The organism is Streptomyces sp. NPDC051684 (genome assembly GCF_044453445.1).
In the GTDB taxonomy this organism is placed as follows: domain Bacteria; phylum Actinomycetota; class Actinomycetes; order Streptomycetales; family Streptomycetaceae; genus Streptomyces.
In genome coordinates this window covers 1-25,227 of sequence record NZ_JBITCS010000047.1, presented here as the reverse complement: position 1 = coordinate 25,227, position 25,227 = coordinate 1, and the positions used below count along the sequence as shown (strand labels likewise).

Genomic DNA, 25,227 nt, shown 5'->3' with positions numbered 1-25,227 from the left:
TCCCGGGAGCCCCCGTGAAACACCGACTGCCCCAGATCTCCGAGCTGCGCCCCCTGCTGAAGTTCGACGGGTTCAACCCCGACAGGCGTGCCGCCCGGCTCGGGAAGGCCGCCGACGTATGGGACCTCAGGTCGATAGCCAGGCGCCGCACACCCCGCCCGGCGTTCGACTACGTGGACGGCGCGGCGCAGCGCGAGTTGACGGTGCGTCGGGCGCGCAGGGCGTTCGACGAGGTCGTGCTGCTGCCGCGGATCCTGCACGGGACCGAGAAGGTGGACCTGAGCACGGAGATCGCGGGCGCGTCGTCCGAGCTGCCCTTCGGGATCGCGCCCACCGGATTCACCCGCTTCATGCACGCCGAGGGGGAGGACGCCGGAGCGACCGCGGCCGCCGCGGCGGGCATCCCGTTCTCGCTGTCCACGATGGGCACCCGCTCGCTCGAACAGGTCGCCGCCGCGGCACCGGAGGGGCGCCGCTGGTTCCAGCTCTACCTCTGGAAGGACCGCGAGAAGTCGCTCGACCTCCTGAAGCGGGCCACGGCGAGCGGCTTCGACACGCTGCTGGTCACCGTGGACACACCGGTGGCGGGGCAGCGGCTGCGCGACAACCGCAACGGCATGGTCATCCCGCCGAGGCTCACCCTCAAGACCGTGCTCGACGCCTCGTACCGGCCCGAGTGGTGGTTCAACTTCCTCACCACCGACCCGCTCAGCTTCGCCTCGCTGTCCGGCACCAGCCAGGACCTTCCCAGCCTCATCAACGAGATGTTCGACCCGACCCTGTCCATCGAGGACCTGGAGTGGATCAGGTCCCAGTGGCCGGGGAAGCTGTTCGTCAAGGGCGTCCTCACCGCGGAGGACACCCGCCGCGCGCTCGACGCCGGCGCCGACGGGCTCGTCGTGTCCAACCACGGTGGACGCCAACTCGACCGTGCGCCCGTCTCGTTCCACGCCCTGCCCGAGGTGCGGGCCGAGGCCGGCGAGGACGTGGAGATCATCCTCGACTCCGGCATCATGTCCGGCGCCGACATTGTCGCCGCGCTGTGCGCGGGAGCCGACTTCACCCTCATCGGGCGGGCCTATCTGTACGGGCTGATGGCCGGCGGCCGCGAAGGTGTGTCGCGGGCCGTCGAACTGCTCGCGAGGGAGATCGAGGTGACCATGCAGCTGATCGGGGCGGCGACGATCGCCGACCTCGGCCCGCATCTCCTGCGCACGCGGCACACGGGCTGACGCGGGTGGCCGCCGAGGGTGACCGGCGCGGTCCGCCGCTCACCCTCGGAACGGGCCGCCCTCAGACGGCGGGCTTGGGCTCCGACTCCGGCTGAGCGGTGAGGAGTTCGGTGATCTCGTCGGCGAGGTCCTTGCCGAGCTCGCCCCAGCCGTCCTTGTAGCCGTAGACGCTCGCCAGGGTGCGGGCCTCGTAGTCGCCGTTCATGATGTCGATGTCATGGGGCGCGATGAGCGAGGGGTGGGCGACGCCGACCGCCCCCGACACCTTCAGCAACTCCTTGCGCAGCGTGCGCAGATACATGGCGGCGCGGGTGGCCTTCGAGGGCGCGTCCACGCCGCGCACCAGCCACGGGTCCTGGGTGGCGATGCCGGTGGGGCACTTGTCGGTGTGGCACTTCTGCGCCTGGATGCACCCTATGGACAGCATCGCCTCGCGGGCCACGTTGATCATGTCGACGCCGAGGGCGAAGGCGACCGCGGCGTTCTCGGGCAGGCCGAGCTTGCCCGAGCCGATGAACGTGAGCTGGTCGGTCAGCCCACGCTCCGCGAACGTGCTGTAGACACGCGAGAAGCCCATCCGGAACGGCACCGACACCGAGTCGCTGAAGATCAGGGGAGCGGCGCCGGTGCCACCCTCGCCGCCGTCGATGGTCACGAAGTCGACGCCGCGGTCGCCGCGCGCCATCAGCGTGGCCAGCTCCTCCCAGAAGCTCATGTCGCCGACGGCGCTCTTGATGCCGACCGGCAGCCCGGTCTCGCCGGCGAGCAGCTCCACGAAGTCGAGCATCGAGTCGACGTCGTGGAACGCGGTGTGCCGCGAGGGCGAGGCGCAGTCCTTGCCGGCGGGGATGCCGCGGATCTCGGCGATCTCCGGGGTGACCTTCGCGCCCGGCAGCATCCCGCCGAGCCCCGGCTTGGCGCCCTGCGAGAGCTTGATCTCAAGGGCCTTGACGGGGGCGCTGTCGACGACGGCCTTCAGCTTGTCGAGGTTGAACGTGCCGTCCTCGTTGCGGCAGCCGAAGTACGACGTGCCGATCTGGAGGACGAGGTCGCCGCCACTGCGGTGGTACGAGGACAGGCCGCCCTCACCGGTGTTGTGCATCGTGCCGGCCAGCGCCGCACCCTTGTTGAGCGCCTCGATCGCCGCGCCGGACAGCGAACCGAAGCTCATCGCCGAGATGTTCACGATGCTCGCGGGCCGGAACGCCTTGGCGCGCCCGCGCGGCCCGCCGAGCACCTTCGCCGAGGGCAACGGGGTCTGCGGGTCGTGCAGATCGGGGAGCACACCGGCGAACGTGCGCTGCTTGACGTACGCGTGGCCCTGCACGTGCTCGACGTCGTTGTCGGTGCCGAACCCGAAGTAGTTGTTCTCCTCCTTCGACGACGCGTAGATCCAGCTGCGTTGGTCGCGGCTGAACGGCCGCTCCTCGTCGTTGGACGTCACGATGTACTGGCGCAGCTCGGGGCCGATCGTCTCCAGCAGATACCGGGCGTGCCCGACCACGGGGAAGTTGCGCAGCAGCGCGTGCTTCTTCTGCACGAGGTCGCGGGCGGCAACCACCGCCAACGCGGTGGCGGCCGCCGCACCGATGTTCCGAGCACGCATGACGTTCCTCTCCTCGACTGCCCGATACCCGACGCCCCCGCTCGCCGGCGGCGGACGCGAACGCCCACCGCCGAACAGGGCCGGACACCCGGGGCGTTCGACGGCGAAACGCCACCTGATCGTAGAGGTCGGGGGGTGGAGAGGTCAGGCCCGGGGGAGGGCGCCGATGTCCCCGACAGTGGCGCCGTGCGGTTGTGCACCTGAGTGCACGACATCGAGATCACGAATCACGAGAGGGTGGAAACGGTAATAAAGCGGACGTAAGGTTGGTGGCGAGCTTGCGGCACTTGCACGCAGAACGTTCAGGGGACGGTCACGGCCCGGTCCGCGATCTGGGGGAAGTTGACGGATCCTTTCAAAGGCTCAGCACCATGAAGCACAGCACCCGACCCCCTGGACAGTGGGAGACCTCTCAGTGGGGCACAGGCGGCAGCCCGACCGCCGCACACCCTGCGCCCCCAAAGGCAGCCCCGACACCGACGCAGCTGCCGCCTCAGCGAGCCGGCGGCCGACGGCACCCCCGATGGTTCATGTGGTTCTTTCTCGCGGTGCAGGCGATCTTCCTGCTCTGGATCATCGTCGGGGCGCGCTCCGGCGCAGGAACTCCGGACGACTGCGGCTCACTGGACGCCCAGACATGCAATGACGCCGAGAGCGCGGGCACGGCCATCGGCGTCGGACTCGTCATCCTGCTCTGGGCCGTCGCCGACATCATCCTCGGCATCACCTACGCCGTGATCCGACTGGCGCGGCGCCCGTAGCGAGCAGGCAAGCCAGGAACGGCGGCCGAGTTGCCGCCATGATCACGCGTACCAGGAGGTGCGTGGCGATGAAGAGAGTCATAGCGGCGGCCGGCGCAGCCCTCGTCATCTTCGGTGGGGTCGAGGCCTGCGGCTCCAGCGTCGGCAACGACACCAGTGGGGACACCGTTTCGACCGAAACGAAGAAGGAGGCCCCTCCGGAGCCCGAGGAAGACAACCCCGCGGAGCCGAAAAAGGAGGCGCCCGCAGAGCCGGAGTCGCAGTCCGCCATGGAGGGCGCACCGACCCTCAAGGCCGGCGCGACGGTGCACGTGAAGACGACCGAGTACAGCGACGACGACCTCGGTAGCTCAAGCGGGACCGCGGACGTCACCTTGGTATCGGTGAAGGAGTACAGCGCCGCCGACCTGCCCGAGGATTCGTTCGCGAACGACCTGTCCCAGGGGGAGGAACTGGTCGTCGTCACGCTCAAGGTCGAGAACACCGGCAGCGGCGAGATCAGCATGCTGCCGTACAGCTCCAACATCACGTGGACCGGCAAGGACGGCCAAGTCGCCAGCGTCATGACCGGCTACCTGGACGAGACGTACGTGCCCGAGGATCTGACGTCGACCGACAGCCTTCAGCCGGGCGAGCACGTGCAGGGCGGCACCGTGGTGGTCATCCACGCCACCCAGCCCGGGAAGCTGCACTTCGCGGACGACAGCGAGAAGCACCTCTTCGACGTCGACACCCAAGGAGTCGCCTAGCGCATCCGGACAGGGACCACAGGGAGCCCCCCCGCCACAAGGCAGGGGGCTTGCTCGTGCGCTCCGGCGGCGGCTGTCCGGCGGTCGCGTCAGGCGCCCGGTCGCACCGGTCCGACGACGGTTCCCTCGGTGACGCGGAGGGGGCCCGAGGCGGTGGACTCGCCGGGGATCCGGCCGCGCGGGGTGGAGAGCGTGAAGGTGGCCTCGTCCGCGCGGACGCCGGGGAGGGCGTTGGGCACCTGGATGTCGAAGTGGACCGGGTGGCCGGGCCCGAACCGCACCGGCACGTCCTGCGGCCCGTACCCGGCGGCGGGGAAGGCGATCGGCACGCCGCGGTGGGAGAACTGCACGTCGACGGGTGAACCGGCCAGCGTGCACGGCTCGTAACCCGGCGCCGCGGTCAGCGTGACGCGGTAGTGGCTGTGACCGGAGGACGAGGCGTCCTGGGTGATGCGGGCGGTGTGGTTGGCGGGGCGGCAGGAGGAGGGCATCGGGCCCTCCGGCGACCCGGCCGCGGCCACCGAGGTCTGCGCGAGGCCGCCTCCCAGCGCTGCGGCAAGGACGGTGGCGGTGGCGGTGACGGCGATCTTCCCATAGGTCGTACGCACGCGGGGGTGCTCCGTTTCTGTGTCTGCCCGGTGTCTGGTGTGCCGGGTTCCTCCCATTCCTCCCACCGGCGCGACCGGTTGTACCGGTCGGCCGCGGAGTGCTTTCGCTGTCACAGCACTTGTATTGCTTGAACCCGCAACCTACTTTGAAGGCGCTCAGGTGATCTATCGCTTCACAGCATGAAGGCGTGACCCTCCGCGCTACCCACCCGCCGTACGGCGACGCGACTGCAGGAGGCCTTGTAAGCGCTCAAGTGGACCTCGATGGAGAGGAACGCATGCGTTCACGTAATCACCTCACGGGCGGCCGGCGAAGACTGGCCGTCGGGGCCGCCGTCACCGTCGTCGCCCTCGTCGCCCAGCCGGGCATGCTCACCGCACCGGCCGGCGCACACGGAAGACCCGCCACCGCGCCCACGCTGTCCTCCCGCGACGCGCCGATCCTCCACCGGGACGGCATCCGCTTCCGCGACCTGGACCGCGACGGCCGCCTCACCCCCTACGAGGACTGGCGCCTCAGCGCAGATGCCCGCGCCCGCGACCTGCTCTCCCGGATGACCCTGGAGGAGAAGGCCGGACTCCTCGTCCATGGCACGCTCCCCGTCTCGGGCGACGGCTACGACACCAAGGCCGCGGCCCAACTCGTCGGCGAGCGCCACGTCACGACCGCCATCACCCGGCTGTCCACGTCGCCGCGGAAGGTGGCCGCGGCCAACAACGACGTGCAGACGATCGCGGAGAAGGAGCGCCTCGGCATCCCGGCCGTGATCTCCACCGACCCGCGCAACGGGTTCGCCGTGGTCGAGGGCCAGACCGTCGCGGGCGCGGGCACGACCGCCATGCCCGACGCCATCGGCATGGCCGCCGCCCACGACCCGCGGCTCACCGAGAAGCTGGGCGACATCGTCCGCCGCGAGTACCGCGCCGTAGGCATCACCGAAGGCCTCTCACCGCAGGCCGACATCGCCACCGAGCCCCGCTGGACCCGCATCAACGGCACCTTCGGCTCGGACCCGGACGCCGCCGGCCGCCAAGTGAATGCCTACGTCAAGGGAATGCAGCACGGCGCCGACGGCCTCGGCCCGGACAGCACGGCGACCGTCACCAAGCACTGGGTGGGCTACGGCGCCCAGGCGAACGGCTACGACAGCCACTACTACTACGGCCGCTACGCCACGTTCCCCGGCAAGAACTTCGCCGACCACATCACCCCGTTCAAGGGCGCGTTCGCCGCGCGCACCTCCGGGATCATGCCCACGTACTCCATCCTCAAGGACCTCACGTACAAGGGCCACAAGCTGGACCAGGTGGGCGCGGGCTTCAACGCGTACCTCCTGAAGGGCCTCCTGCGAGGCACCTACAAGTTCGACGGTGTCATCGTCTCGGACTGGGGCATCACCGGCGACTGCCCGCAGCAGTGCCGCGACACCCGGCCCCCGGCGTCCTTCATCGGACCGTGGGGTGTCGGCATGCCCTGGGGCGTCGAGGACCGCTCCGTCCTCCAGCGCACGGCGCTCACCCTGAACGCGGGCGTCGACCAGATCGGCGGCAGCGACCAACCCGCGTACGTCGTCCAGGCCGTACGGCAGAAGCTGGTCGGCGAGCGGCGGGTGAACGAGGCGGCCCGGCGCGTCCTGGAGCAGAAGTTCCGCCTCGGCCTGTTCGAGAACCCGTACGTGGACGAGGAGACGGCCGGACGCCTCGTCGGCAACACCGGATTCCAGGCCGTGGGCGACAAGGCGCAGTCCGATGCGCTCACCCTGCTGAGGAACAACCACCGCACCCTGCCCGCACGCAGCGACCGGGTCCGCAGCGTCTACCTGCACGGCGTCTCCGCCGACGCGGCCAAGGCACGCGGCCTACGTGTCGTGGACGACCCGGCCGACGCCGACCTGGCGGTGGTCCGGCTCGCGGACCCCAGGGCCGGCGCCGACCTCACGGGCCTGGACTTCCCCGACTCGGACCCCGCGTACCGCGCCCTCCGCGAGGCCGCGGCGAGCGGCACCCCGACCGTCGCCGTCCCCAAGCTGGACCGCCCCCTGATCCTGACGAACGTCGCCCGCACCGCCGACGCGGTACTGGCCAACTTCGGCGTCTCCGACACCGTCCTCCTCGCCACGCTCTTCGGCGAGCGGCACCCGGGCGGCAGGCTGCCCTTCGAACTGCCGTCCTCGGTGAAGGAGGTGGCGGCGCAGCGGGGCGACGTACCGGACGACACGGCGCGTCCGCTGTACGAGCGGGGGTTCGGCCTCAACTACCGCTGACCGGGCGGGGTGCGGGGCCGGATGCTCTTGAGCGCCGGGTGAGATTCGGCCGCCGAACAGGCAAACCCGACCGCCAAGTTGTCTCGCGGACGGACTGACGAACTCTGGGTAATGGTTGTACGTTCGGTAGCAGCGGTTGCCGATGTGCCGCCATCGCCCCTGCCCCTGGGCCTCCTCTGTGCAGACCGACAGGCCGCTGGGGCCGCGTCGCCGACCATGGGCGGCTCCAGCTCATGCCCTGTCACGTGCTGAGCGGAGCGACCTCCCGCACCCTCCGCCCCGTGCAGGGCAATGCGTGGGGAGGGAAGGGGAGCTTCCCTCCCGACGCACGGCAGCGGCCCGCCGGAGCGTTTCGTCCGGCGGGTGTCGCTGCTACGTGGATGCCCGAAATGTGTTCACGCATGCGCCTGGTGGCGGTTCACGGAGTCCCCGACGCGCTGAGGTCGGACTGCTCCCGAGGCGCGGGCGCGGGCGTCGGCCGGGACCGGACCAGCCACAGGCAGGTGCACACCGCGGCGGCCAGGGTGACGGCTCCGGCGACGACGAACGCGCTGTGGAGGCCGGCCTCGAAGGAGGCGCCGCCGGACTGCCGGGCGCGGACCACGGCCCCGAGCACCGCCACTCCGAGCACCGCGCCGATCTGCCGCGTGGTGCTGCTGATGCCCGAGGCGAGACCGCCCTCCTGCGGATCGACCGCCTGAATCGCGGCGCCGGTCAGCGGGGACATGGTCAGGGCGAAGCCGACGCCGACCGTGGCGAGCCGCCACCACACGTTGGCGTAAGCGGTGTCGGCGTGCACCCCGCCCAGCGTGAGGAGTCCGAGCCCGGCCACCGCCAAGCCGCCGGTGACGACGGAGCGGTAGCCGTACTTGGCGGCGAGGCGTCCCGCGAAGGGGCTCACGACGACCATCGCGAGGGTGGCGGGCAGGGTCTGCAGTCCGGCCCGCAGGATCGAGCTGCCCTGGACGTACACGAAGAACTGCGAGAAGAAGAACGTCGAGCCCATGAGCGCGAAACCGACCACGACCATGGCGGAGTTGGAGACGGTGAACAGCCGCTGACGGAACAGGCCCAGCGGCAGCATCGGTGCCGGGTGGCGGCGTTCCACGGCCACGAACGCGCCGAGCAGTACGGCCGCCGCGGCGAAGCCGCCCAGGATCACCGGTGAGGCCCAGCCGCGCGCGCCCCCTTCGATCAGGGCGTAGGCCAGCGTGCCGACCCCGAGGACGGACAGGACCGTACCCGGGATGTCGAGGGCGGGGGCGCCCGGGTTGCGGGACTCCTTGAGGACGCGCCGGCCGGCCGCCAGCAGGATCGCGCCGATGGGCACATTGACCAGGAAGATCGCGGGCCAGCCGAACGCCTGGGTCAGCGCGCCACCGGCCACGGGCCCGACCGCAAGACCGATGCCGCTGAGCCCTGCCCACAGCCCGATCGCCCTGACCCGCTCCTGCGGGGCGGGATACGCGGCCACCAGAAGGGCGAGCGAAGCGGGGCTCAGGGCAGCGGCCCCGACGCCCTGCAGTACCCGTCCGGCCACCAGCCAGCCGACCGACGGGGCGACGCTGCACAGGACGGAGGCGGCGGTGAACACCGCGACACCGCTCAAGTACACGCGCTTGCGGCCGAAGCGGTCGGCGAAGACCCCGCCGGAGAGCAGGAGCATGGCGACCAGCAGCACGTACGCGTCGACGATCCACTGCAGGCCGGTCATTCCCGCGCCCAGCCGGTGCTGCATGTCGGGCAGTGCCGCGCCGACGATCGTGTTGTCGAGCAGCACCATGAACTGCCCCAGGCAGGTCACTACGAGCATCTGGTCCCCTCACCCTCGCTTAACGCAGCCAACGACTGCGTTAAGCGGGACCATAGGGCAGCCGGGCGCGCAAACGCAAGTGCTGACTGCGTTAATGTGATGGGTATGGACGAGCAACAGCGCACCCGGCGCCCCGGCGGACGCAGCGCCCGCGTCGGCGCGGCGGTACATCAGGCCGTCACCGACCTGGTGGGAGAACGCGGATACGGCGGCTTCACCGTCAGCGAGGTGGCGGCCCGCGCGGGAGTCGCCGACACCACCGTCTACCGCCGCTGGGGCAGCCTCGAAGAGCTGCTCACCGACGTGACGTTGACCCGCCTCAACGCGCGCTCACCGATGCCCGACACCGGCGACCTGGCCGCCGACCTGCACACCTACGCGGCCGCCGTGGCCCGCGAGATCTCCGGACCCGAGGGCCTGGCCGTGCTCCGTCTGGCAGTCGCCCTGTCCGGTTCCGGGCCCGAAGGGCTGCGCCTGCGCGACGACTTCCTCGCCGACCGGGCCCGGCAGTTGCAGACCATGCTCGACCGGGCGCGTGAGCGCGGGGAGCGGTCCCTCGACGCGTTGGACATCCTCGACCACGTCATGTCGCCGATGTACATCCGCGTCCTGTTCGGCGCGGGCCCGCTCACGCCGGAGTACGTCGACGGGTTGGTCGACCGCCTGCTCGACTGAGATCGGTCAGGCGGTGAGGTGGTGAGGTGGTGAGGCGGTGAGGCGGTGACGCGATCAGGCCGTCGAGCGGCCGATTCGGCGCCCGCCGAACGCCCCCGTCCCGTCCGCCTGTTGCCACCACGCCTCCAGGCCCGCCTGGTCGAGAGCCCGCCAGTCCGGGGTCCGCTGGACCAGCCCGCGGCCGAGCTGTCGCCCCAGGTCGACCATGACCCGGCCGGTGGGCGCGCGGTCGCTGTCGTACGAGGACAGGGCTTCGGCCCAGGTGGACGCGGAGGTCAGCGCCGCCTGGAGGGCTGTCGCGTCCTGCAGTGCCTTGACGGCACCGGCGCCCGTGTGTGGACGGGCGACCGTGGCGGCGTCGCCCACGAGGAGCGCCCTGTCCACCGCGTATCGCGGCGCCGTGAAGTCGTAGAGGGGCTGAAGGAACAGCTCGTCGTGTGTCGTCGCCCGAACGAGGTCGCCCCAGTAGGTGGGCAGCAACTCGGCGGCCACGTAGGCGAGATGGTCGCACAGGCCGGCGCCCGCCGTGCCGGGGTGCAGGGTGGTGGGCGTCTCCAGGACCTGATCGAGGCCGGGCGGCGGAGCCGTGTAGAGGACCCAGTTGACCCGGTGGCCGCCGGTGACGGCGTCCGGGATGCGGTACACGACCATGTGGCCGCCCGGGAAGACGACGTACACGCACTCGTCCTCGGGCCACAGTTCGGGGTCGCGCAGCCGCTCCGACGGGTAGGCGCCGCGCCAGGCGAGGTATCCGGCGTACCCGGGCCGGACGGTGGGGTGCACGGCCGCGCGGACCGCCGAACGGTAGCCGTCCGCGCCGACCACCACGTCGTAGCGGTCGGTGCGCCCGGCCGCGTGCACCTCGGCGCCCTCCGGTGTCACCTCGACCACCTCGACGGCCGACCCGTGCCGGAAGTCGGCCGCCTCCGGCACCCGGCCGCGCAACTCGTGCCAGAGCGGGCCCCAGTTGTAGGTGCGGAACGGGAACGGCATCACCGCCAGTTCGCGGCCCAGCTCACCGTCCGCCGCCGCGTCGTCGCGCACGTACCAGCGACGGCGGGTGACCTGGTGCCACGGCATCGACGTATCGACGAGACCGGCCGACTCCAGTTCCGTGTAACGGGCGTTGTGCATGGCGAGGCCGACACCGCGGTCGGCCAGCCGGCCCGACGCGCGCTCGTACACGGTGACCGACTCGGCCCCGCCCCGCCGCAGCGCGAGCGCCGCAGCGCACCCCGCGATGCTTCCACCGACGATCGCGACCTTGCCGCCACGCATTCCATGCCCCCCCGTGGTTCGTGTTCCGCCGTACCGCCGCCATGATGCCAGCGCGACGACTGTGGGGGCCGGGGCGCGCCGACAGCCGGGGTCCGTTCAGGCACCGTTGACACCCTCGCGCCCCGCATGCTTGCAACGCGCCATGTCACCGCTGGAGCCTCTGACGCGTCGCCGCACCGTGGACCTCGTCCGCGTCCCCACCCGCTTGTCCCGCTCATCACGAGGACCCGCCATGCGTTCATCCGTCATGTCTTCGTCCGCCAGGACCGATTCCGTCTCGCCGCCAACCCACTCCGCACCGCGCGCGGCCCACGCCGCCGCAGACGTTCGCGATGAGCAGGTGACCCCGTGAGGTTCCTCGCCATCACCCTGATCACGCACCGCCCCGACCCCGTCACCGGCGTGCGGAAGTCGACCCACGAGCGGTTCCGCGGGGTGCTCGACCAGGCGGTGCTGGCCGAGGAGTTGGGGTTCGACGGGTTCGGTGTGGGGGAGCGGCACGAATGGCCGTTCATCTCCTCGTTGCCGACCGTCGTGCTCAGCCACATCGCGGCGCTGACCAGGCGCATCCGCCTCTTCACGGCGGACACGACGCTCAGCCTCCTGGACCCCGTGTGCGCCTACGAGGACTACGCCACGCCCGACCATCTCTCCGACGGACGCCCCGACGTGATCATCGGCAAGGGCAACGGGTCCGCCCAGCGCGAGTTGTTCCACGTCACGCCAGAGGACCAGTGGGACCGCAACGCCGAGAGCTACGAGGTGTTCCGCAAACTCTGGCGGCAGGACAAGGTCACCGCGACGACCCGGTTCCGGCCGCCGCTGACGGACACCGAGGTGTGGCCCAGGCCGTACCAGCGACCGGTCCGGGTCTGGCACGGCAGCGCCACCAGCAAGGAATCGGTCGACCTCGCGGCCCGTTACGGCGACCCGCTGTTCTCGGCGAACGTCACCAACCCCATCGAGCCGTACGCCGAGTTGATCCGCCACTACCGCGAGCGCTGGGAGCACTACGGCCACGACCCGGCGGCGATCGCGTACCGTGGATCTTCGAGTCGACGCCGGCGTTCCAGCGGCAGTTCGGCCTGCCGGTGGTCTTCGAGACGGTCGAGGACTTCGTCGAACGCGGCTCGGCCCTGATCGGCAGTCCGCAACAGGTCGTCGAGAAGGTGCACCGCTACCACGAGCAGTTCGGTCACTCCGTGCTGCATCTGCACGCGGACGCGGGCGGGCTGACGGCCGATCAGCACCGGTCGTCGCTAGAACTGTTCCAGTCAGAGGCCGCCTCGGTGCTGCGACGCGAGCTCCCCGACCCACCGTTCGCGTGGGAGCCGGTGCTACCGGCCTCACCGGTCGTCGAGGAGCCCGCGCGGGTCCGACACGCAGGGCCTGACGTCACACCCCCGGCCGGGACAGGTCCGTGAGCGGGACCGACTCCGGACGCGCCGCTCGACTGGAGACCGTGACGGAGGTGCCACTCGCCGCCGAGGCGAGTAGGGACTCCATGACGTCCAGGACGTGGTACGCCAGCGTGCCCGACGCGCGCGGCTCGCGCGCCGGGAGCGCGGCGGCCAGGTCGGCGATGCCGTAGCCGCGGCCGGAGTCGACATAGCCGGCGGAGACCGGGAGGGTCTCCCACGCGTCGGCGCCGAGGCGGAACAGCCGCGTGTCGCCCGCGAAGTGGTTCGGGTCGGGCACGGCGAGCGTTCCGCGCGGGCCGTGCACCTCGATGTTCGCGGCGTGCGTCGCGACCGCGTCGAAGCTCACCAGGAGTGTCGACAGGGCGCCGGACTCGTGCACGAGGACTCCCGTGACATGGGTGTCGACCGAGACCGGCACCCGCTCACCGGCCCGCGACCCGCTGCCGATCTCCCGCTCGGGCCGTGGGCGGCTCGCGGCGCCGATCACCGAGGCCACCGGGCCGAGGAGGGTGACCAGGGCCGTGACGTAGTACGGGCCCATGTCGAGGAGCGGGCCGCCGCCCGGTGCGTAGTAGAAGTCCGGGTTGGGGTGCCAGCGTTCGTGGCCGGGGGTGACCATGGTGGCCGTGGCCGCGACGGGGCGGCCGACGAGGCCGTCGTCGATGGCCTTGCGTGCGGTCTGGATACCGGTTCCGAGCACCGTGTCCGGCGCGCAGCCGACGACGACACCTGCCTGACGGGCGGACTCAAGTACCGTATGCGCCTCACCAGTTGTCGCCGCCAGCGGCTTCTCGCCGTACACGTGCTTGCCGGCCGCGATCGCCTTGAGGGCGATGTCGGCGTGCGCGGCGGGGACGGTGAGGTTGAGAACGAGGTCCACGTCCTCGGCGGCGAGCAGTTCGTCGACACCGACCGCGCGCACGTCCCCGTCCCACTCCTTGGCCACCGCGCGCGCCCGCTCGGCGTCCAGGTCGGCCACCGCGACCAACGCGACGCCCTCCAGCCTGCGCAGACTGGACAGGTACTGGCCCACGATCGTCCCGCACCCGACGATACCGACGTTCAACGGCTCGCCCACAGCAGGCCCCTTTCGACGATGGTGCGTACGCTCGGGTGCTCCAGGTCCTCGACGTGGTGGCCCGGCGTGCACACGAAGATGCGGCCCTTGCCCCACTGACGGGTCCAGATGGCCGGCGAGGTGACCTCCCGGTGCCACGGGTCCCAGGCGCGGATCTTCTGCGTGGTGGTGGCGAGCACGTCGATGTAGTCGTCCGCGAGGACCCAGTACTGCTCGGTGACGAGGTCGAAGTCCTCGATGCCCTCGGTGACGGGGTGTTCGGCGGCGGCCGGGAGCATGTTCACCGTGTACGGGACGTAGTTGTCGGCCTGCTCGCCCTTGCGCTCGTCGGGGTGCTTGCCCGGGTGGCAGGCGAACTGGCCGCCGATGAGGTGCAGATAGGCCGCGGTGTTCCGGTAGGAGTCGGCGATCCCGCCGTGCCATCCGGCGAGCCCGGTCCCGTTCTCGACGGCCGCGCGCAGCCCCGCGAACTCCTCGCGTTCGATCGTGGACATCGTCATGCACTGCATCACGAGGTCTACGCCCGCCATGTACGCGGCGTCGGCGTAGACCTTGGGCGAGTCCTCGACGCGTACCTCGTAGCCGTTCGTCTTGAGGTGCGGGATGAACAGGCCGGTGGCTTCGACGGGTTGGTGCCCGTGCCAGCCGCCGCGCACGACGAGCGCCTTCTTGGTGCTGGTCACTGATCTCCTTCAACTGAGGGGACCGAAATGTTTCGAAGAATGTTCGGGACTCCGGAACCGTAGAAGTGGCATCAATGACGGTCAAGAGGCCCCGCAATACAAAGATTTGGCGTTGGGGTTGATGCCGCTTCCGCCGCAACTCAAGCTGCCGTCACCGAAAATATTTCGATACTCAGGAGGCCCCGTGCCGGTCCCGTCCTCCTCCTCGGCCAAGCCGACCCTGGCCGCCATCGCGCGCGGCACCGGAGTCTCCACGGCCACGGTGTCCAAGGTCGTCAACGGCCGGACGGACGTGTCCGACGAGACCCGTGCGAAGGTGCTGGCCGCGCTGGAGGAGGCCGGCTACCGCTCGCCGTCCCAGCGCCGGGGGCCCTCAGGGCCCGACGTCGTCGAGGTCGCCTTCGAGTCGATCGATTCCGCGTACCCCTCGGCGCTCCTGAACGGCATCCTGGACCATGCCGCGAGCACCGGCGTCGAGGTCGTCGTCAGCACCACCGGACGGCAGCGCGCCACCGAACCCGGCCTCGGCCGCAAGGCGCAGCACCTCATCAACGAGGGCCGGGCCGGGGTCATCGTCGTGACCTCCGCCTACGGCGAGTCCGGCCTCTCCGCCTTCCTGCGTCGGCACATCCCCGTCGTCGTCATCGACTCCTACAACCCGCCGCCCGCTGACGTCGTCAGCGTCGGCGCCGCCAACTGGGCCGGAGGCAAGGCCGCCACGGAACACCTCCTGGACCTCGGCCACCGCCGCATCGCCCACCTCGGCGGCCCGGAGGCGATCGAGTGCAACCAGGCACGCCTGCACGGCCACCTGTCCGCGCTCGCCTCGCGCGGCATCGAGGCCGACCCGGGCCTCGTCCTGCACGGCCGCTTCCGTGCCGAGTACGGCACCGAGGGTCTCGCGGCGCTGCTGTCCCGGGCGCACCCGCCGACCGCGATCTTCGCGGGCAACGACGTCATCGCCGTCGGTGTTCTGCGCGAGGCCCACAGGCGCGGCATCCGGGTGCCGGACGACCTCAGCCTCGTCGGCTTCGACGGCACGGCCCTCGCCCGCGACTCCGTCCCCGCCCTCACCTCCGTCGCCCAGCCCTTGCAGGAGATGGGTCGCGCGGCCCTGCGCGCCGTGCTGTGCCAGGCGCGGGGTGAGCAGCCCGACACGCATCGCGTGGAGCTGGCGACGCAACTGGTCGTACGGGAGTCGACGGCCGCGCCTGCCGCGGTATTGCCCTCCCCTCGTTTCTGAATATAACGTCAGTTTCAGAAATGCTGAACTGGCGGCTCGTCATGAGGAGTTCAGGGATGTGCGAACTGTCGACCTCGAGACGGGCCCTGCTCGGATCGGCCGTGGCGGTGGGGACCGGTCTTGCGGCGCCCGTGATCGGGGCCGCCCCGGCGCAGGCCGCCGCCCACTCCGGGGCGGACGGCAAGGGCGGCACCCGGCTGATCCTGCTCGGGACCGCCGGGGGACCGGTGCCGGTCGCCGAGCGGTTCGGGATGTCCAGCGTGCTCGCGGTCGGGGACCGGAACTACCTGTTCGACGCCGGGCGGGGCTCCGTCAGCCAGTACGTCCGGGCCGGCCTGACGCTGAAGTCGCTTCGGGGGATCTTCGTCACCCACCATCACGCCGACCACACCGCGGACCTGTTCCAGTATCTGCTGCTCGGGCTGATCAGTCCGGACGGCGACCAGCTCGTGCCGCCGGTGCCGGTGTACGGGCCGGGGCGGGCCGGGGAGCTCCCGCCGCAGTGGGGGAAGCCGCGGCCCGCGCCGCTGGTGAACCCGGCCAACCCCACGCCCGGACTGAAGGACCTCTTCGCCGACGCCCTCAACGGGTGGGCCTACCAGTTCAACGAGCTGGGGCGCGAGGCCACGATGCCCGAGCACCCGGACCGGATCATGGCGCTGCACGAGATCGATGTCGCGCCGACCGGCGCGGATCCGCTGCGGTCCAGGGCGCCGCGCATGCGGCCGTTCACGGTGTTCGAGGACGACCGGATCCGTGTGAGCGCCACGCTCGTGCCGCACGGGCTCGTGTTCCCCGCCTTCGGCTACCGGGTCGAGACCCCCGATGGGGTCATCGCCTTCTCCGGGGACACCGCATACGACGACAACGTCGTCGAACTGGCCCACGAGGCCGATGTGTTGGTACATGAGGCGGTGAGTGTCGACTACTACGCGGACCGGGATCCGGCCGACGGGTTCATCGAGCACCTCAAGACGGCGCACACCGACGTCGTGAACACCGGCGACGTCGCCCGCCGTGCCGGGGCCCGCAAACTCGTGCTCAGCCACCTCGGGCCCGCACGCCCCGGGATGGTTCCCGATCGCGTCTGGCGCGAGGGTGCCACGCGGCGGTACGGCGGTCCGGTGGTCGTCGGCAACGATCTGGATGTGGTACGTCTGGAGGGGCGGCGCGGATGACGGACGGCATCCCGCCCGGTACCCCACCGGGGGCCATGTTGGACGGGCTCGTGCGCCTGGGGCTCGTCGGCGCCGGGGAGACGGTCACCGGCAGGGCGCTGACCGGCGGTGTCTCCTGCGAGGTGTGGCGCATCGACCTCCCTGACGGCAGCGGTCCCGTCTGCGTGAAGCATCCGCTGGAACGGCTGCGCGTCCCGGGGGAGTGGCGGGTCTCCACGGCGCGTGCCCGCTGGGAGGCACGCTGGCTGCGGCTCGCGGCCGAGGTGCTGCCGGACGGCGCGGCCTGCCCGGTGCGCGGCTTCGACGAGCCGGGCCCCGTCCTGGTGCTCGACTGGCTCGACCCACATCAACACGCGCTGTGGAAGCAGCAGTTGATGCAAGGAGACATCAGCGTGCCGACCGCGGCCGAGGTCGGCCGCCGGCTGGTCGCCGTGCACGCGACCGCCGCCGCGCCGACGTACGACCTCGGCGCCTGGGAACACGCCCGGACGCTGTTCACCGCGCTGCGCGTGGACCCGTACTTGCGGGCGACGGCCCGTCACCACCCGGACCTGGAACGCCGGTTCGCGGATCTGGCGGCCGGCCTGGAGCGGGCCGCGGACACCGTGGTGCACGGCGACGTCAGCCCGAAGAACATCGTGGTGGGCCCCTGCGGACCGATCCTGCTCGACGCGGAGTGTGCCGCGCCCGGAGACCCCGCGTTCGATCTCGCGTTCTGCCTGAATCACCTGCTGCTGAAGGCCGTACGGCACCCGGCGCACCGCGAGGCCCTCGCCCGCGCGGCGGCGGCGCTCCGCGGCGGCTACCTGGGCGGCGTCGACTGGGAGGACCCGGCGGACCTCGACCGCCGCGCCGCCGCCCTGCAGCCCGCCCTCGCGCTCGCCCGGGTGGACGGCCTGTCCCCGGTCGAGTACCTCACCGAGGACCACGGGCGTCCGCAGGTGCGCCGCGCCGCGATCCCGCTCCTGCGGCTCCCGCCCGCCGACACCACCGAACTCGTCGACCGCTGGCTGATGTCGACCGAACCAGAGGAGCACCCCGCGTGATCCACCCCCCGCCGTTGACCAGCATCTCCGCCGTGACGGGACACCGCCGGTGGGACTCGCGCGGCCGGCCCACCGTCGAAGTCGTCGTCCGCACGGGCGACGGCTCGACGGGGCATGCCCTCGCGCCCGCGGGTGCCTCCACGGGCTCCGGAGAGGCGGTCGACCTGCGAGACGGTGGGGCCGCGCACGGCGGATACGGGGTGGACCGGGCAGTCGCGCAGGTCAACGGGCCGATCGCCGCCTGCCTCAAGGGGCGTGACGCCGCGGACCAGGCGGAGGCCGACGCCGCGCTCGAAGCGGCCGACGGCACCGCGGACTTCTCCGTCCTCGGCGGCAACGCGGCCGTCGCCACCTCGCTGGCCGTCGCCCAGGCCGCCGCGGCCGCGTCCGGGCTGCCGCTGTGGCGCGCGCTGAACCCCGCCGCCCGCCGCCTGCCGCTCCCCGAGGTGCAGATCTTCGGCGGCGGAGCGCACGCGCACGGCCGCCTCGACGTACAGGACCTCATGGTCGTCCCGCACGGCGCGGAATCCTTCGCGCAGGCCTACGAGTGGTGCAACGACGTCTACCGCGCCGCCGGGGAACTACTGGATCGGCAGGGCGCCCGCGCGGGCGTCGCCGACGAGGGCGGCTGGTGGCCGGCCTTCGACTCCAACGAGGCGGCGCTGTCCGCGCTCACCCGGGCCATCGAGGACGCGGGCCGCACCCCGGGCACCGAGATCGGCATCTCCCTCGACATCGCCGCCACCCAACTCGCCGACGGCGCGGGCGGATACGTGCTGCGCCGCGAGGACCGGCGGTTCGACCGCGACGGCTGGTGCGAGCTGCTGCTTGCCTGGCTGGACCGGTACCCGGTCGTCTCCATCGAGGACCCCTTCGCGGAGGACGACCCCGTGGGCCTGGCCGCCCTCACCGCCGCGGCGGCGGGCCGCGTCCAGGTCATCGGCGACGACTTCCTGGTCACCGACGCCGCCCGTGTGCACGCCGCGGCCGACGCGGGCGCCTGCACCGCCGTACTGGTCAAACCCAACCAGGCCGGCACCCTCACCCGGGCCCGCGCCGCCCTCGACGCCGCCCACGCACGCGGCCTTACCGCCGTCGTGTCGGCCCGCTCGGGCGAGACCGAGGACGTCGCCGTCGCCCACCTCGCCGTCGGCTGGGGCAGCGGCGGAGTCAAGGTCGGCTCCGTGACCCGCGGCGAACGCACCGCGAAGTGGAACGAACTGCTGCGGATCGAGGAGGAGTTGGGAGCGGACGGGCGCTTCGTGGGGTGGCAGGGGCTCGGGGTGGCTCGTCGTGATGCGGAGGGCTCCAGCCGGGCTGGTGCCGAAACGGCCGCCCTCGCCCGGACCACCACCGAACCGCGAGACCCCGCCCCGACCCGCACCGCACCGGCCGGAGGCCCCGCATGACCACCTCCCGTCCCATCGACACCCCCGTCCGGATCCTCGCCCACCTGGACCCGCCGCCCGCCCTGCGTGCCCGACTCGAGCGGCACCTCGGCGGGCTCGATGTGCGCTGGTGTGCAGAGGACGACGAGATCCGGCTCGCCGAACTGCTGCCCGGCACCGAGGTGCTCTGGCACGTTCTGCGTCCCGTCACCGCCGCCGACCTGGAGCGCGCGCCCCGGCTGCGGCTGATCCAGAAGCTCGGCTCCGGGGTCAACACGATCGACCTGGAGGGAGCCCGCGCGCGGAACGTGGCCGTGGCCAATATGCCGGGCGCCAACGCCCGGGCGGTCACCGAGGCCACCCTCGCGCTGATGCTCGCCGCGCTGCGCCGCGTGGTGCCGCTCGACGCGGCCACCCGGGCCGGCCGCGGCTGGCCACTGGAGACCGGACAGGCCGAGCACCTGGGCGAACTCGGGGGCCGTACGGTCGGGTTGATCGGCTACGGCCAGGTCGCCCGGCGTCTCGCCCCGGTGCTCACTGCGCTCGGCGCCCGCGTCCTGCGCCACGACCGGTCCGGCGGTGGCACGGACACCGAGACACCGTGGCGGCCTCTGGACGAGCTGCTCGCCGAGTCCGATGTCGTATCGCTGCATCTGCCGCTCACCGAACACACCGAAGGCCTGCTCGACGCCCGCCGCATCGGCCTGATGAGACCGGGCGCCGTCCTCGTCAACACGGCCCGCGGCGGCCTCGTCGACGAGCCGGCGCTCGTCGACGCCCTGCGGGGCGGGCGACTCGGCGCGGCCGGGCTCGATGTGTTCGCACAGGAACCGGTCGATCCCGACAACCCGCTGCTCGCCCTGCCGAACGTGGTCGTGACACCCCATCTGGCCTGGCTGACCGCGGAGACACTGGAGCGCTGCGTGGCCATCGCGGCGGACAACGCCCGGCGGCTGGCCTCGGGAGCGGGGATCGTGCACCGGGTCGGGTGACCCGCCACGGCCCGTGGCCCGGCTACTGCTCCAGGTGTCCGAGTTCGCGCGGCCAACTCCCGTCCGGGGAGCGGAGCAACTGCACGAAGGCGCGCTCCGCCGGGGACAGGAGCCGGTCGCGGCGGCGGGCCAGGGAGACGGGCCGGGGGCTCGGCTCGGGGTGCACGGGCAGGATGGCGAGGGCGCCGGAGCGTTCCACGTCGTCCACGATCGCGTGCTCCGAGATGAGGGCGACGCCGAGCCCGGCCCCGACACACTGCTTCACCGCCTCCGGACCCCACACGTCCGATCGGGACACCGACTCCGAGATGCCCCACGACTCCAGGACCCGTTCCTGCTCGGTGCGGGTGTGCGAGCCGGGTTCGCGCATCAGGAAGCACTCGCCGGACAGCAGCTCCGGTTCCAGCGTCCCGGTGTGCCCGGCGAGCGGGTGCCCGCCGCGCGCGACCAGGACGAGGCGTTCCTCGAGCACCGGCTCCACCAGGAGCTGGGCCGTCGCCGACGGGCCGCCCGCCACCACGGCGATCCCGATGTCACCCGCCAGCAGCCGCTCCGCCACGGCCTTGTTGTTGCCCACGAACACATCGCACTCCACACCGGGGTACCGCTCCCGGAACCGGGCGAGCAGCGCCGGCAACAGGTATGTACCGACCGTCGTCGAGCCACCCACCATCAGCCGGCCGTGCTCCAGCGACGACACCTGCTGCACTGCCGCCACCGCCTCGTCCGCCAGCAGGAAGACACGCTTCGCGTACGCGGCGAGCACCTCGCCCTCCGCCGTCGGCCGGGCCCGCGCACCCGAGCGGTCCACCAGGGTCACCTTCAGCGTCTGCTCAAGGCGGCGCACCTGGTTGGAGACCGAGGGCTGGCTCATGTACAGCTCGTGCGCGGCGGCGGAGAACCCCTGGTGCTCCACGACCTTCAGGAAGATCCACAATCGGTGCAGATTGAGCTCCATAGGGCCCCGAGCGTAGCCCACTACTGATCGGCCGGACAGGCCCGCGGCACACCACCCGCCGGGCCCGGAGGGCTATGGCGGCCATAGCGAACTTCGTGGTTCTGCACCCTCGAACCCCGGTGGTACCCATGGATCCGAGGGACGCACCACGGCTCCCGCACCTACGACCAACAGGGGTGGACGTACATGAATCCTGTCGCCGGCACCACATCGCGGACCGACGCCGACGGCCGGCTCACCGTGAACGGGCGAGACTACCCGCGCCCCGGCCGTCCGGTCGTGGTCGTCTGCATCGACGGCAGCGAGGACGCCTACCACGAACGCGCGATCGCGGACGGCCTGATGCCGTTCACGGAGTCCATGCTGGCGCGCGGCAGCGATCTGCGCGGCGCCTGCACGATGCCCTCCTTCACCAACCCCAACAACCTCTCCATCGCCACCGGTGTGCCGCCCGCCGTCCACGGCATCTGCGGCAACTACTTCTACGACGCCGAGGCCGGCGAGGAAGTCATGATGAACGCGCCCGAACTGCTGCGGGCGCCCACCCTCTTCGCCACTTTCTCGCGGGCCGGTGCCAAGGTTGCCGTCATCACCGCGAAGGACAAGCTGCGCCGCCTGCTCGGCAGTGGGCTCGCCGAGGGCGGGATCTGCTTCTCCGCCGAGAAGGCCGACCAGGTCACCCTCGACGACAACGGCATCGAGAAGGTCCTGGAGTCCACCGGCTTCGACCTGCCCTCCGTGTACAGCGCGGAGTTGAGCGAGCTGGTGATGGCCGCGGGCTGCGACGTCCTGGAGCGCGACCGGCCCGACCTCATGTACCTGTCCCTCACCGACTACATCCAGCACAAGCACGCCCCCGGCTCCCCGGTCGCCAACCGCTTCTACGCCATGCTGGACCGCTACTTCGAGCGCATCGACGCGCTCGGCGCCGTCCTCGTCGTCACCGCCGACCACGGCATGAACGCCAAGTCCGACGACGGCGGCGAGGCTCAAGTCGTCTTCCTTTCCGACTGGTTCGACGCGGTGACCGGCGAGGGCGCCAGCCGGGTGATCCTGCCGATCACCGACCCGTACACCGTCCACCACGGCGCGCTCGGCTCGTACGCGACGGTGCACCTGCCGGACGGCGCGGACCGTCACACCCTGCGCGACCAACTCGCCGCCGTCGACGGGGTCGATGACGTACTCACCCGCGAACAGGCCTGCGCGCGCTTCGAGTTGCCCGGCGACCGGATCGGCGACCTCGTCGTCATCGCCGAGCGCAACACCGTGCTCGGCACGACCGGGGCCCGCCACGACATCTCCGGCTTCAAGGAGCCGCTGCGCTCGCACGGCGGCCTGACCGAGCAGCGTGTGCCGGTCCTGGTCAACCGGCCCGTCGAGCTTCCGGCCGGGCATCGGCTGCGCAATTTCGACGCCTACTGGATCGGCTGCCACGCGGCGGCGGGGGAGCCGCTCACCGCCTGACGTCACGAGGGGTAGTCGGTACATCAACTCCGGCCCCGGCGCGCCGCCGAGGTGCGCGCCGGGGCCGTGCCATATCCGGATCCGCCGAGGATGGGACTCCCCATGGCCGAAACCGATCCACCAGTCACCACCCGCGAGGCCCAACGCACCGTCCATCCGCACCTGGTGAACCCCCGGCTGCGCTGGCAGATCTTCGCGGTCACCTGGATCGCGTACGCGGGCTTCTACTTCGTCCGGCAGGCGTTCTCCGTCGCCAAGCTGGGCATCCTGGACGATCCCGTCCTCTCCCACACCCTCTCCGAACGCGTCCTCGGTGTCATCGACTCGATCTATCTCGCGGCGTACGCCGTGGGGCAGTTCGTGTGGGGAGCGTGGTCCGACCGGTTCGGCCCGCGCGTCGTCGTCATCACCGGCATGGTCGGCGCGATCGGCGCGGGCCTGCTGATGGGCGCCTCCAGCGCGCTGCTCGTCTTCGGCGGGGCCATGGTGATCCAGGGCCTGGCGCAGTCGGCCGGCTGGGCGCCGCTGTGCAAGAACATGGGCTCGTTCTTCCCCGTCGCCGAACGGGGCAGGGTGCTCGGGTTCTGGTCGACGAACTACGCGTTCGGCGGCCTCGCGGCGCCCCCGTTCCTCGGCTGGCTCGCGTACTCCGTCTTCGACAGCTGGCACGCGGCGTTCTTCTGCGGGTCCGCGACCCTCGCGGTCGTCCTGGTGCTCTTCGTCCTGTTCCAGCGCAACGCGCCCGAGGAGAAGGGGAGTTCGGGCGAGGTAGCCGGCACGAAGCGGCGCGGCGGTGGCCTCGCCCTGTACCGCAAGACCTTGCGCGACCCCATGGTGCTCACCCTGGGCGCCTCCTACTTCCTGCTCAAACCGGCCCGCTACGCGATCCTGCTGTGGGGCCCGGTCCTGGTCAGCCAGCGGCTGCCGCACGTCGACAAGGTGGCGGCGACGGTCATCCCGGTCGCGTTCGGCGCCGCGGGTGTGGTCGCGCCGATCGCCGTGGGCTGGGTGTCCGACAAGCTCTTCCAGTCCCGCAGGGTGCCCGCCTGTGCGCTGTCCCTCGCCGTGCTGACCGTCGTCCTCGGCCTGTTCATCCCGCTCACCGGGACCGGCAGCGTGGGTGTCATGGTCGCCCTGCTCGCCGTGATCGGACTGTCCGTGTACGCCGCCGACTCGATGATCTCGTGTGTCGCGGCCGTGGACTTCGGGGCCGAGGAGGGGGCAGGCACCGCAGCGGGCCTGGTCAACGGCTGCGGCTCGGTCGGCGCGATCCTCGGCGGACTGCTGCCCGGATTCCTCTCGGGCTCCGCACTGTTCCTCATCTTCTCCGTCGCCGCCGCGCTGGCCGGAGCAGTCATGATCCCCCACTGGAACCGCCGTCCGCGCACGGCCGACGCGCAGTGACACCGTCCCCGTAACCGTCCCCACCCCCCGGTAGACGTCCCTTTTACCGCCCCGTATCGGAAGGCAGACACACATGAACCGTCAGCACGCGGACACCGTCGTCGTCGGTGCCGGAATCGTCGGGCTCGCCCACGCGCTCGCCGCCGCCCGCAAGGGCCGCAGGGTCGTCGTCTTCGAGCGCGACGACTTCGCGGTGGGCGCCTCGATCCGCAACTTCGGGATGATCTGGTCCGTCGGACAGCAGCGCGGAAAGGTGTACGAGCGGGCGCTGCGCAGCCGTGAGGTGTGGCTGGAGGTCGCCGCGAAGACCGGCCTGTGGGCACCCGAGACCGGCTCGCTCCATCTGGCCACGCACCCCGACGAGGTCGCGGTCCTGGAGGAGTTCCTGCACCTCAGCGATGCGGCCCGGGAACGGGGCACCCGGATGATCACCGCCGACGAGGCGGCGGAGCGCTCCGGGTTCGTGCGCCGCGACGGCCTGCGCGCCGCCATGTGGAGTCCTACGGAGGTCAATGTCGACCCGCGCCGGGCGATCCCCGCCGTCGCCGAGTACCTGGCCGCCGAGTACGGCGTCGAGTTCCGCTGGGGCACCCACGTCCAGGGCATATCGATGCCCACCGTCTCCACTACCTCGGGGGACTGGGACTGCGATCAGGTCTTCGTCTGTTCCGGCAACGACTTCGCCTCGCTGTACCCGGAGGTGTTCGCCGACAGCGGTCTGACGCGCTGCAAGCTCCAGATGATGCGCACCGCGCCGCTCGCCGGTGGCCGGACGCTCGGCCCGATGCTCTGCGGCGGACTCACCCTGCTCCACTACGCGGCGTTCGACGGCTGCGCCTCGCAGGCCGCGCTCGCCCAACGGATGGGCACGGAACGGGCGTTCCACCGCGAGCACGGCATCCACGTGCTCGTCTCGCAGACCGCCGACGGGCGCATCACGCTCGGCGACTCGCACGCCTACGGCTCCACGCTCGGCCCGTTCGCGGACGGCGCGGTGGACGACGCGGTCCTGGAGTACCTGGACACGTTCGCCGCCCTGCCGCCGGAGGCCGAGGTCACCGAGCGCTGGGTCGGCCACTACCCCTCGCTGCGCGACGGCCGCACCGAGCTGGTGGTCGACCCCGAGCCCGGTGTCACCGTGGTCAACGGGGTCAGCGGAGCCGGCATGACACTCTCCTTCGGCCTGGCCGAGGAGACCCTGGCCACGCGCTGAGGCCGCCCGCACCCGCCGAATGGGCCGGTCCCTCCACCCGGAGGGGCCGGCCCTTTCGACAGTGCATGGGCGGGGTGCTAGGGCTTGTCGTTTGGATCAGGCCGGGCTCGCGGGGCCTGGCACGCACGCTCGCGGCGTTGTCGTCGGTCGACGACGCTCCGCGTCGCCTC

20 protein-coding genes and 1 pseudogene are annotated in these 25,227 nt (G+C 71.6%); 14 read left to right on the top strand and 7 right to left on the bottom strand.

Going from position 1 to position 25,227, the window contains the following annotated elements; translation table 11 throughout:
• Positions 1-14 precede the first annotated feature (14 nt).
• Entirely contained in the window at positions 15-1,232 is a 1,218-nt protein-coding gene (locus ACIA8D_RS36695) for an alpha-hydroxy-acid oxidizing protein (protein ID WP_399238895.1), read from the top strand.
• A gap of 61 nt (positions 1,233-1,293) precedes the next feature.
• Here the strand turns inward: ACIA8D_RS36695 and ACIA8D_RS36690 are convergent, their stop codons facing one another.
• The gene (locus tag ACIA8D_RS36690) at positions 1,294-2,838 is read right to left on the bottom strand and encodes an FMN-binding glutamate synthase family protein (RefSeq protein ID WP_399238893.1); all 1,545 of its coding nucleotides are present in this window, start codon (positions 2,836-2,838) and stop codon (positions 1,294-1,296) included.
• Positions 2,839-3,368: 530 nt separating this feature from the next.
• Here ACIA8D_RS36690 and ACIA8D_RS36685 point away from each other — a divergent pair.
• Complete coding sequence (locus ACIA8D_RS36685; protein WP_399238891.1) at positions 3,369-3,599, top strand: hypothetical protein; 231 nt, start codon at positions 3,369-3,371, stop codon at positions 3,597-3,599.
• Positions 3,600-3,667: 68 nt separating this feature from the next.
• Positions 3,668-4,348: a hypothetical protein gene (locus ACIA8D_RS36680; protein WP_399238889.1), complete on the top strand. Its 681-nt coding sequence runs from the start codon at positions 3,668-3,670 to the stop codon at positions 4,346-4,348.
• Positions 4,349-4,437: 89 nt separating this feature from the next.
• Here the strand turns inward: ACIA8D_RS36680 and ACIA8D_RS36675 are convergent, their stop codons facing one another.
• On the bottom strand, positions 4,438-4,956 hold the full coding sequence (locus tag ACIA8D_RS36675; RefSeq protein WP_399238887.1) for a DUF4232 domain-containing protein: 519 nt from the start codon (positions 4,954-4,956) through the stop codon (positions 4,438-4,440).
• Between the two features lie 278 nt (positions 4,957-5,234).
• Between ACIA8D_RS36675 and ACIA8D_RS36670 the strand changes: the two genes are divergently transcribed.
• Entirely contained in the window at positions 5,235-7,220 is a 1,986-nt protein-coding gene (locus ACIA8D_RS36670; protein WP_399238885.1) for a glycoside hydrolase family 3 protein, read from the top strand.
• A gap of 418 nt (positions 7,221-7,638) precedes the next feature.
• On the opposite strand, the gene ACIA8D_RS36665 is transcribed toward ACIA8D_RS36670, so the two are convergent.
• Entirely contained in the window at positions 7,639-9,033 is a 1,395-nt protein-coding gene (locus tag ACIA8D_RS36665) for an MFS transporter (protein WP_399238883.1), read from the bottom strand.
• Between the two features lie 105 nt (positions 9,034-9,138).
• Between ACIA8D_RS36665 and ACIA8D_RS36660 the strand changes: the two genes are divergently transcribed.
• Positions 9,139-9,708, top strand: a complete 570-nt coding sequence (locus ACIA8D_RS36660; protein WP_399238881.1) for a TetR/AcrR family transcriptional regulator — start codon at positions 9,139-9,141, stop codon at positions 9,706-9,708.
• Positions 9,709-9,762: 54 nt separating this feature from the next.
• Here ACIA8D_RS36660 and ACIA8D_RS36655 read toward each other — a convergent pair whose 3' ends face one another.
• Entirely contained in the window at positions 9,763-10,986 is a 1,224-nt protein-coding gene (locus ACIA8D_RS36655) for an FAD-dependent monooxygenase (RefSeq protein ID WP_399238879.1), read from the bottom strand.
• A gap of 348 nt (positions 10,987-11,334) precedes the next feature.
• Between ACIA8D_RS36655 and ACIA8D_RS36650 the strand changes: the two are divergent.
• Positions 11,335-12,410: pseudogene (locus ACIA8D_RS36650) on the top strand (LLM class flavin-dependent oxidoreductase).
• Here the strand turns inward: ACIA8D_RS36650 and ACIA8D_RS36645 are convergent.
• Together ACIA8D_RS36645 and ACIA8D_RS36640 are read right to left on the bottom strand one after the other, a co-directional pair.
• A complete protein-coding gene (locus ACIA8D_RS36645; RefSeq protein ID WP_399238877.1) occupies positions 12,382-13,485 on the bottom strand; it encodes a Gfo/Idh/MocA family protein in 1,104 nt (367 codons plus the stop codon). The pseudogene ACIA8D_RS36650 and the gene ACIA8D_RS36645 sit on opposite strands and share 29 nt — an antisense overlap.
• Complete coding sequence (locus ACIA8D_RS36640; protein WP_399238875.1) at positions 13,470-14,168, bottom strand: ThuA domain-containing protein; 699 nt, start codon at positions 14,166-14,168, stop codon at positions 13,470-13,472. The genes ACIA8D_RS36645 and ACIA8D_RS36640 overlap by 16 nt, the downstream gene beginning before the upstream one ends.
• A gap of 184 nt (positions 14,169-14,352) precedes the next feature.
• Between ACIA8D_RS36640 and ACIA8D_RS36635 the strand changes: the two genes are divergently transcribed.
• The 5 genes from ACIA8D_RS36635 to ACIA8D_RS36615 are packed head-to-tail and all read left to right on the top strand — an operon-like array spanning position 14,353 to position 20,015.
• Positions 14,353-15,411: a LacI family DNA-binding transcriptional regulator gene (locus ACIA8D_RS36635; RefSeq protein ID WP_399238873.1), complete on the top strand. Its 1,059-nt coding sequence runs from the start codon at positions 14,353-14,355 to the stop codon at positions 15,409-15,411.
• Positions 15,412-15,467: 56 nt separating this feature from the next.
• Positions 15,468-16,589 carry an MBL fold metallo-hydrolase gene (locus ACIA8D_RS36630; protein ID WP_399238871.1) on the top strand — a complete coding sequence of 374 codons (1,122 nt, stop codon included), beginning with the start codon at positions 15,468-15,470 and terminating at the stop codon, positions 16,587-16,589.
• On the top strand, positions 16,586-17,635 hold the full coding sequence (locus ACIA8D_RS36625) for a phosphotransferase family protein (RefSeq protein WP_399238869.1): 1,050 nt from the start codon (positions 16,586-16,588) through the stop codon (positions 17,633-17,635). The genes ACIA8D_RS36630 and ACIA8D_RS36625 overlap by 4 nt, the downstream gene beginning before the upstream one ends.
• On the top strand, positions 17,632-19,044 hold the full coding sequence (locus ACIA8D_RS36620; protein WP_399238867.1) for an enolase C-terminal domain-like protein: 1,413 nt from the start codon (positions 17,632-17,634) through the stop codon (positions 19,042-19,044). The genes ACIA8D_RS36625 and ACIA8D_RS36620 overlap by 4 nt, the downstream gene beginning before the upstream one ends.
• Positions 19,041-20,015 carry a 2-hydroxyacid dehydrogenase gene (locus tag ACIA8D_RS36615; protein WP_399238865.1) on the top strand — a complete coding sequence of 325 codons (975 nt, stop codon included), beginning with the start codon at positions 19,041-19,043 and terminating at the stop codon, positions 20,013-20,015. The genes ACIA8D_RS36620 and ACIA8D_RS36615 overlap by 4 nt, the downstream gene beginning before the upstream one ends.
• A 22-nt stretch (positions 20,016-20,037) precedes the next feature.
• Here the strand turns inward: ACIA8D_RS36615 and ACIA8D_RS36610 are convergent, their stop codons facing one another.
• A complete protein-coding gene (locus ACIA8D_RS36610) occupies positions 20,038-20,973 on the bottom strand; it encodes a LysR substrate-binding domain-containing protein (protein ID WP_399238863.1) in 936 nt (311 codons plus the stop codon).
• Between the two features lie 186 nt (positions 20,974-21,159).
• Here ACIA8D_RS36610 and phnA point away from each other — a divergent pair, with 186 nt between their 5' ends.
• From phnA to ACIA8D_RS36595, 3 genes are all read left to right on the top strand, one after another.
• Positions 21,160-22,440: a phosphonoacetate hydrolase gene (gene phnA, locus ACIA8D_RS36605; RefSeq protein WP_399238861.1), complete on the top strand. Its 1,281-nt coding sequence runs from the start codon at positions 21,160-21,162 to the stop codon at positions 22,438-22,440.
• 102 nt (positions 22,441-22,542) lie between these two features.
• Complete coding sequence (locus ACIA8D_RS36600; RefSeq protein WP_399238859.1) at positions 22,543-23,844, top strand: MFS transporter; 1,302 nt, start codon at positions 22,543-22,545, stop codon at positions 23,842-23,844.
• Positions 23,845-23,917: 73 nt separating this feature from the next.
• Positions 23,918-25,057 (top strand): TIGR03364 family FAD-dependent oxidoreductase, encoded by a 1,140-nt coding sequence (locus ACIA8D_RS36595; RefSeq protein WP_399238857.1) that lies wholly within the window; start codon positions 23,918-23,920, stop codon positions 25,055-25,057.
• Positions 25,058-25,227: the final 170 nt, after the last annotated feature.

Bases quoted from the DNA above. Each gene is read 5' to 3' on its own strand.
- ACIA8D_RS36615 (WP_399238865.1), top strand. From the start codon at position 19,041: ATGACCACCTCCCGTCCCATCGACACCCCCGTCCGGATCCTCGCCCAC.
- ACIA8D_RS36600 (WP_399238859.1), top strand. From the start codon at position 22,543: ATGGCCGAAACCGATCCACCAGTCACCACCCGCGAGGCCCAACGCACC.
- ACIA8D_RS36665 (WP_399238883.1), bottom strand. From the start codon at position 9,033: ATGCTCGTAGTGACCTGCCTGGGGCAGTTCATGGTGCTGCTCGACAAC.
- ACIA8D_RS36625 (WP_399238869.1), top strand. From the start codon at position 16,586: ATGACGGACGGCATCCCGCCCGGTACCCCACCGGGGGCCATGTTGGAC.
- ACIA8D_RS36690 (WP_399238893.1), bottom strand. From the start codon at position 2,838: ATGCGTGCTCGGAACATCGGTGCGGCGGCCGCCACCGCGTTGGCGGTG.
- ACIA8D_RS36680 (WP_399238889.1), top strand. From the start codon at position 3,668: ATGAAGAGAGTCATAGCGGCGGCCGGCGCAGCCCTCGTCATCTTCGGT.
- ACIA8D_RS36670 (WP_399238885.1), top strand. From the start codon at position 5,235: ATGCGTTCACGTAATCACCTCACGGGCGGCCGGCGAAGACTGGCCGTC.
- ACIA8D_RS36595 (WP_399238857.1), top strand. From the start codon at position 23,918: ATGAACCGTCAGCACGCGGACACCGTCGTCGTCGGTGCCGGAATCGTC.
- ACIA8D_RS36655 (WP_399238879.1), bottom strand. From the start codon at position 10,986: ATGCGTGGCGGCAAGGTCGCGATCGTCGGTGGAAGCATCGCGGGGTGC.
- ACIA8D_RS36685 (WP_399238891.1), top strand. From the start codon at position 3,369: ATGTGGTTCTTTCTCGCGGTGCAGGCGATCTTCCTGCTCTGGATCATC.
- phnA (WP_399238861.1), top strand. From the start codon at position 21,160: ATGAATCCTGTCGCCGGCACCACATCGCGGACCGACGCCGACGGCCGG.
- ACIA8D_RS36630 (WP_399238871.1), top strand. From the start codon at position 15,468: ATGTGCGAACTGTCGACCTCGAGACGGGCCCTGCTCGGATCGGCCGTG.
- ACIA8D_RS36660 (WP_399238881.1), top strand. From the start codon at position 9,139: ATGGACGAGCAACAGCGCACCCGGCGCCCCGGCGGACGCAGCGCCCGC.
- ACIA8D_RS36610 (WP_399238863.1), bottom strand. From the start codon at position 20,973: ATGGAGCTCAATCTGCACCGATTGTGGATCTTCCTGAAGGTCGTGGAG.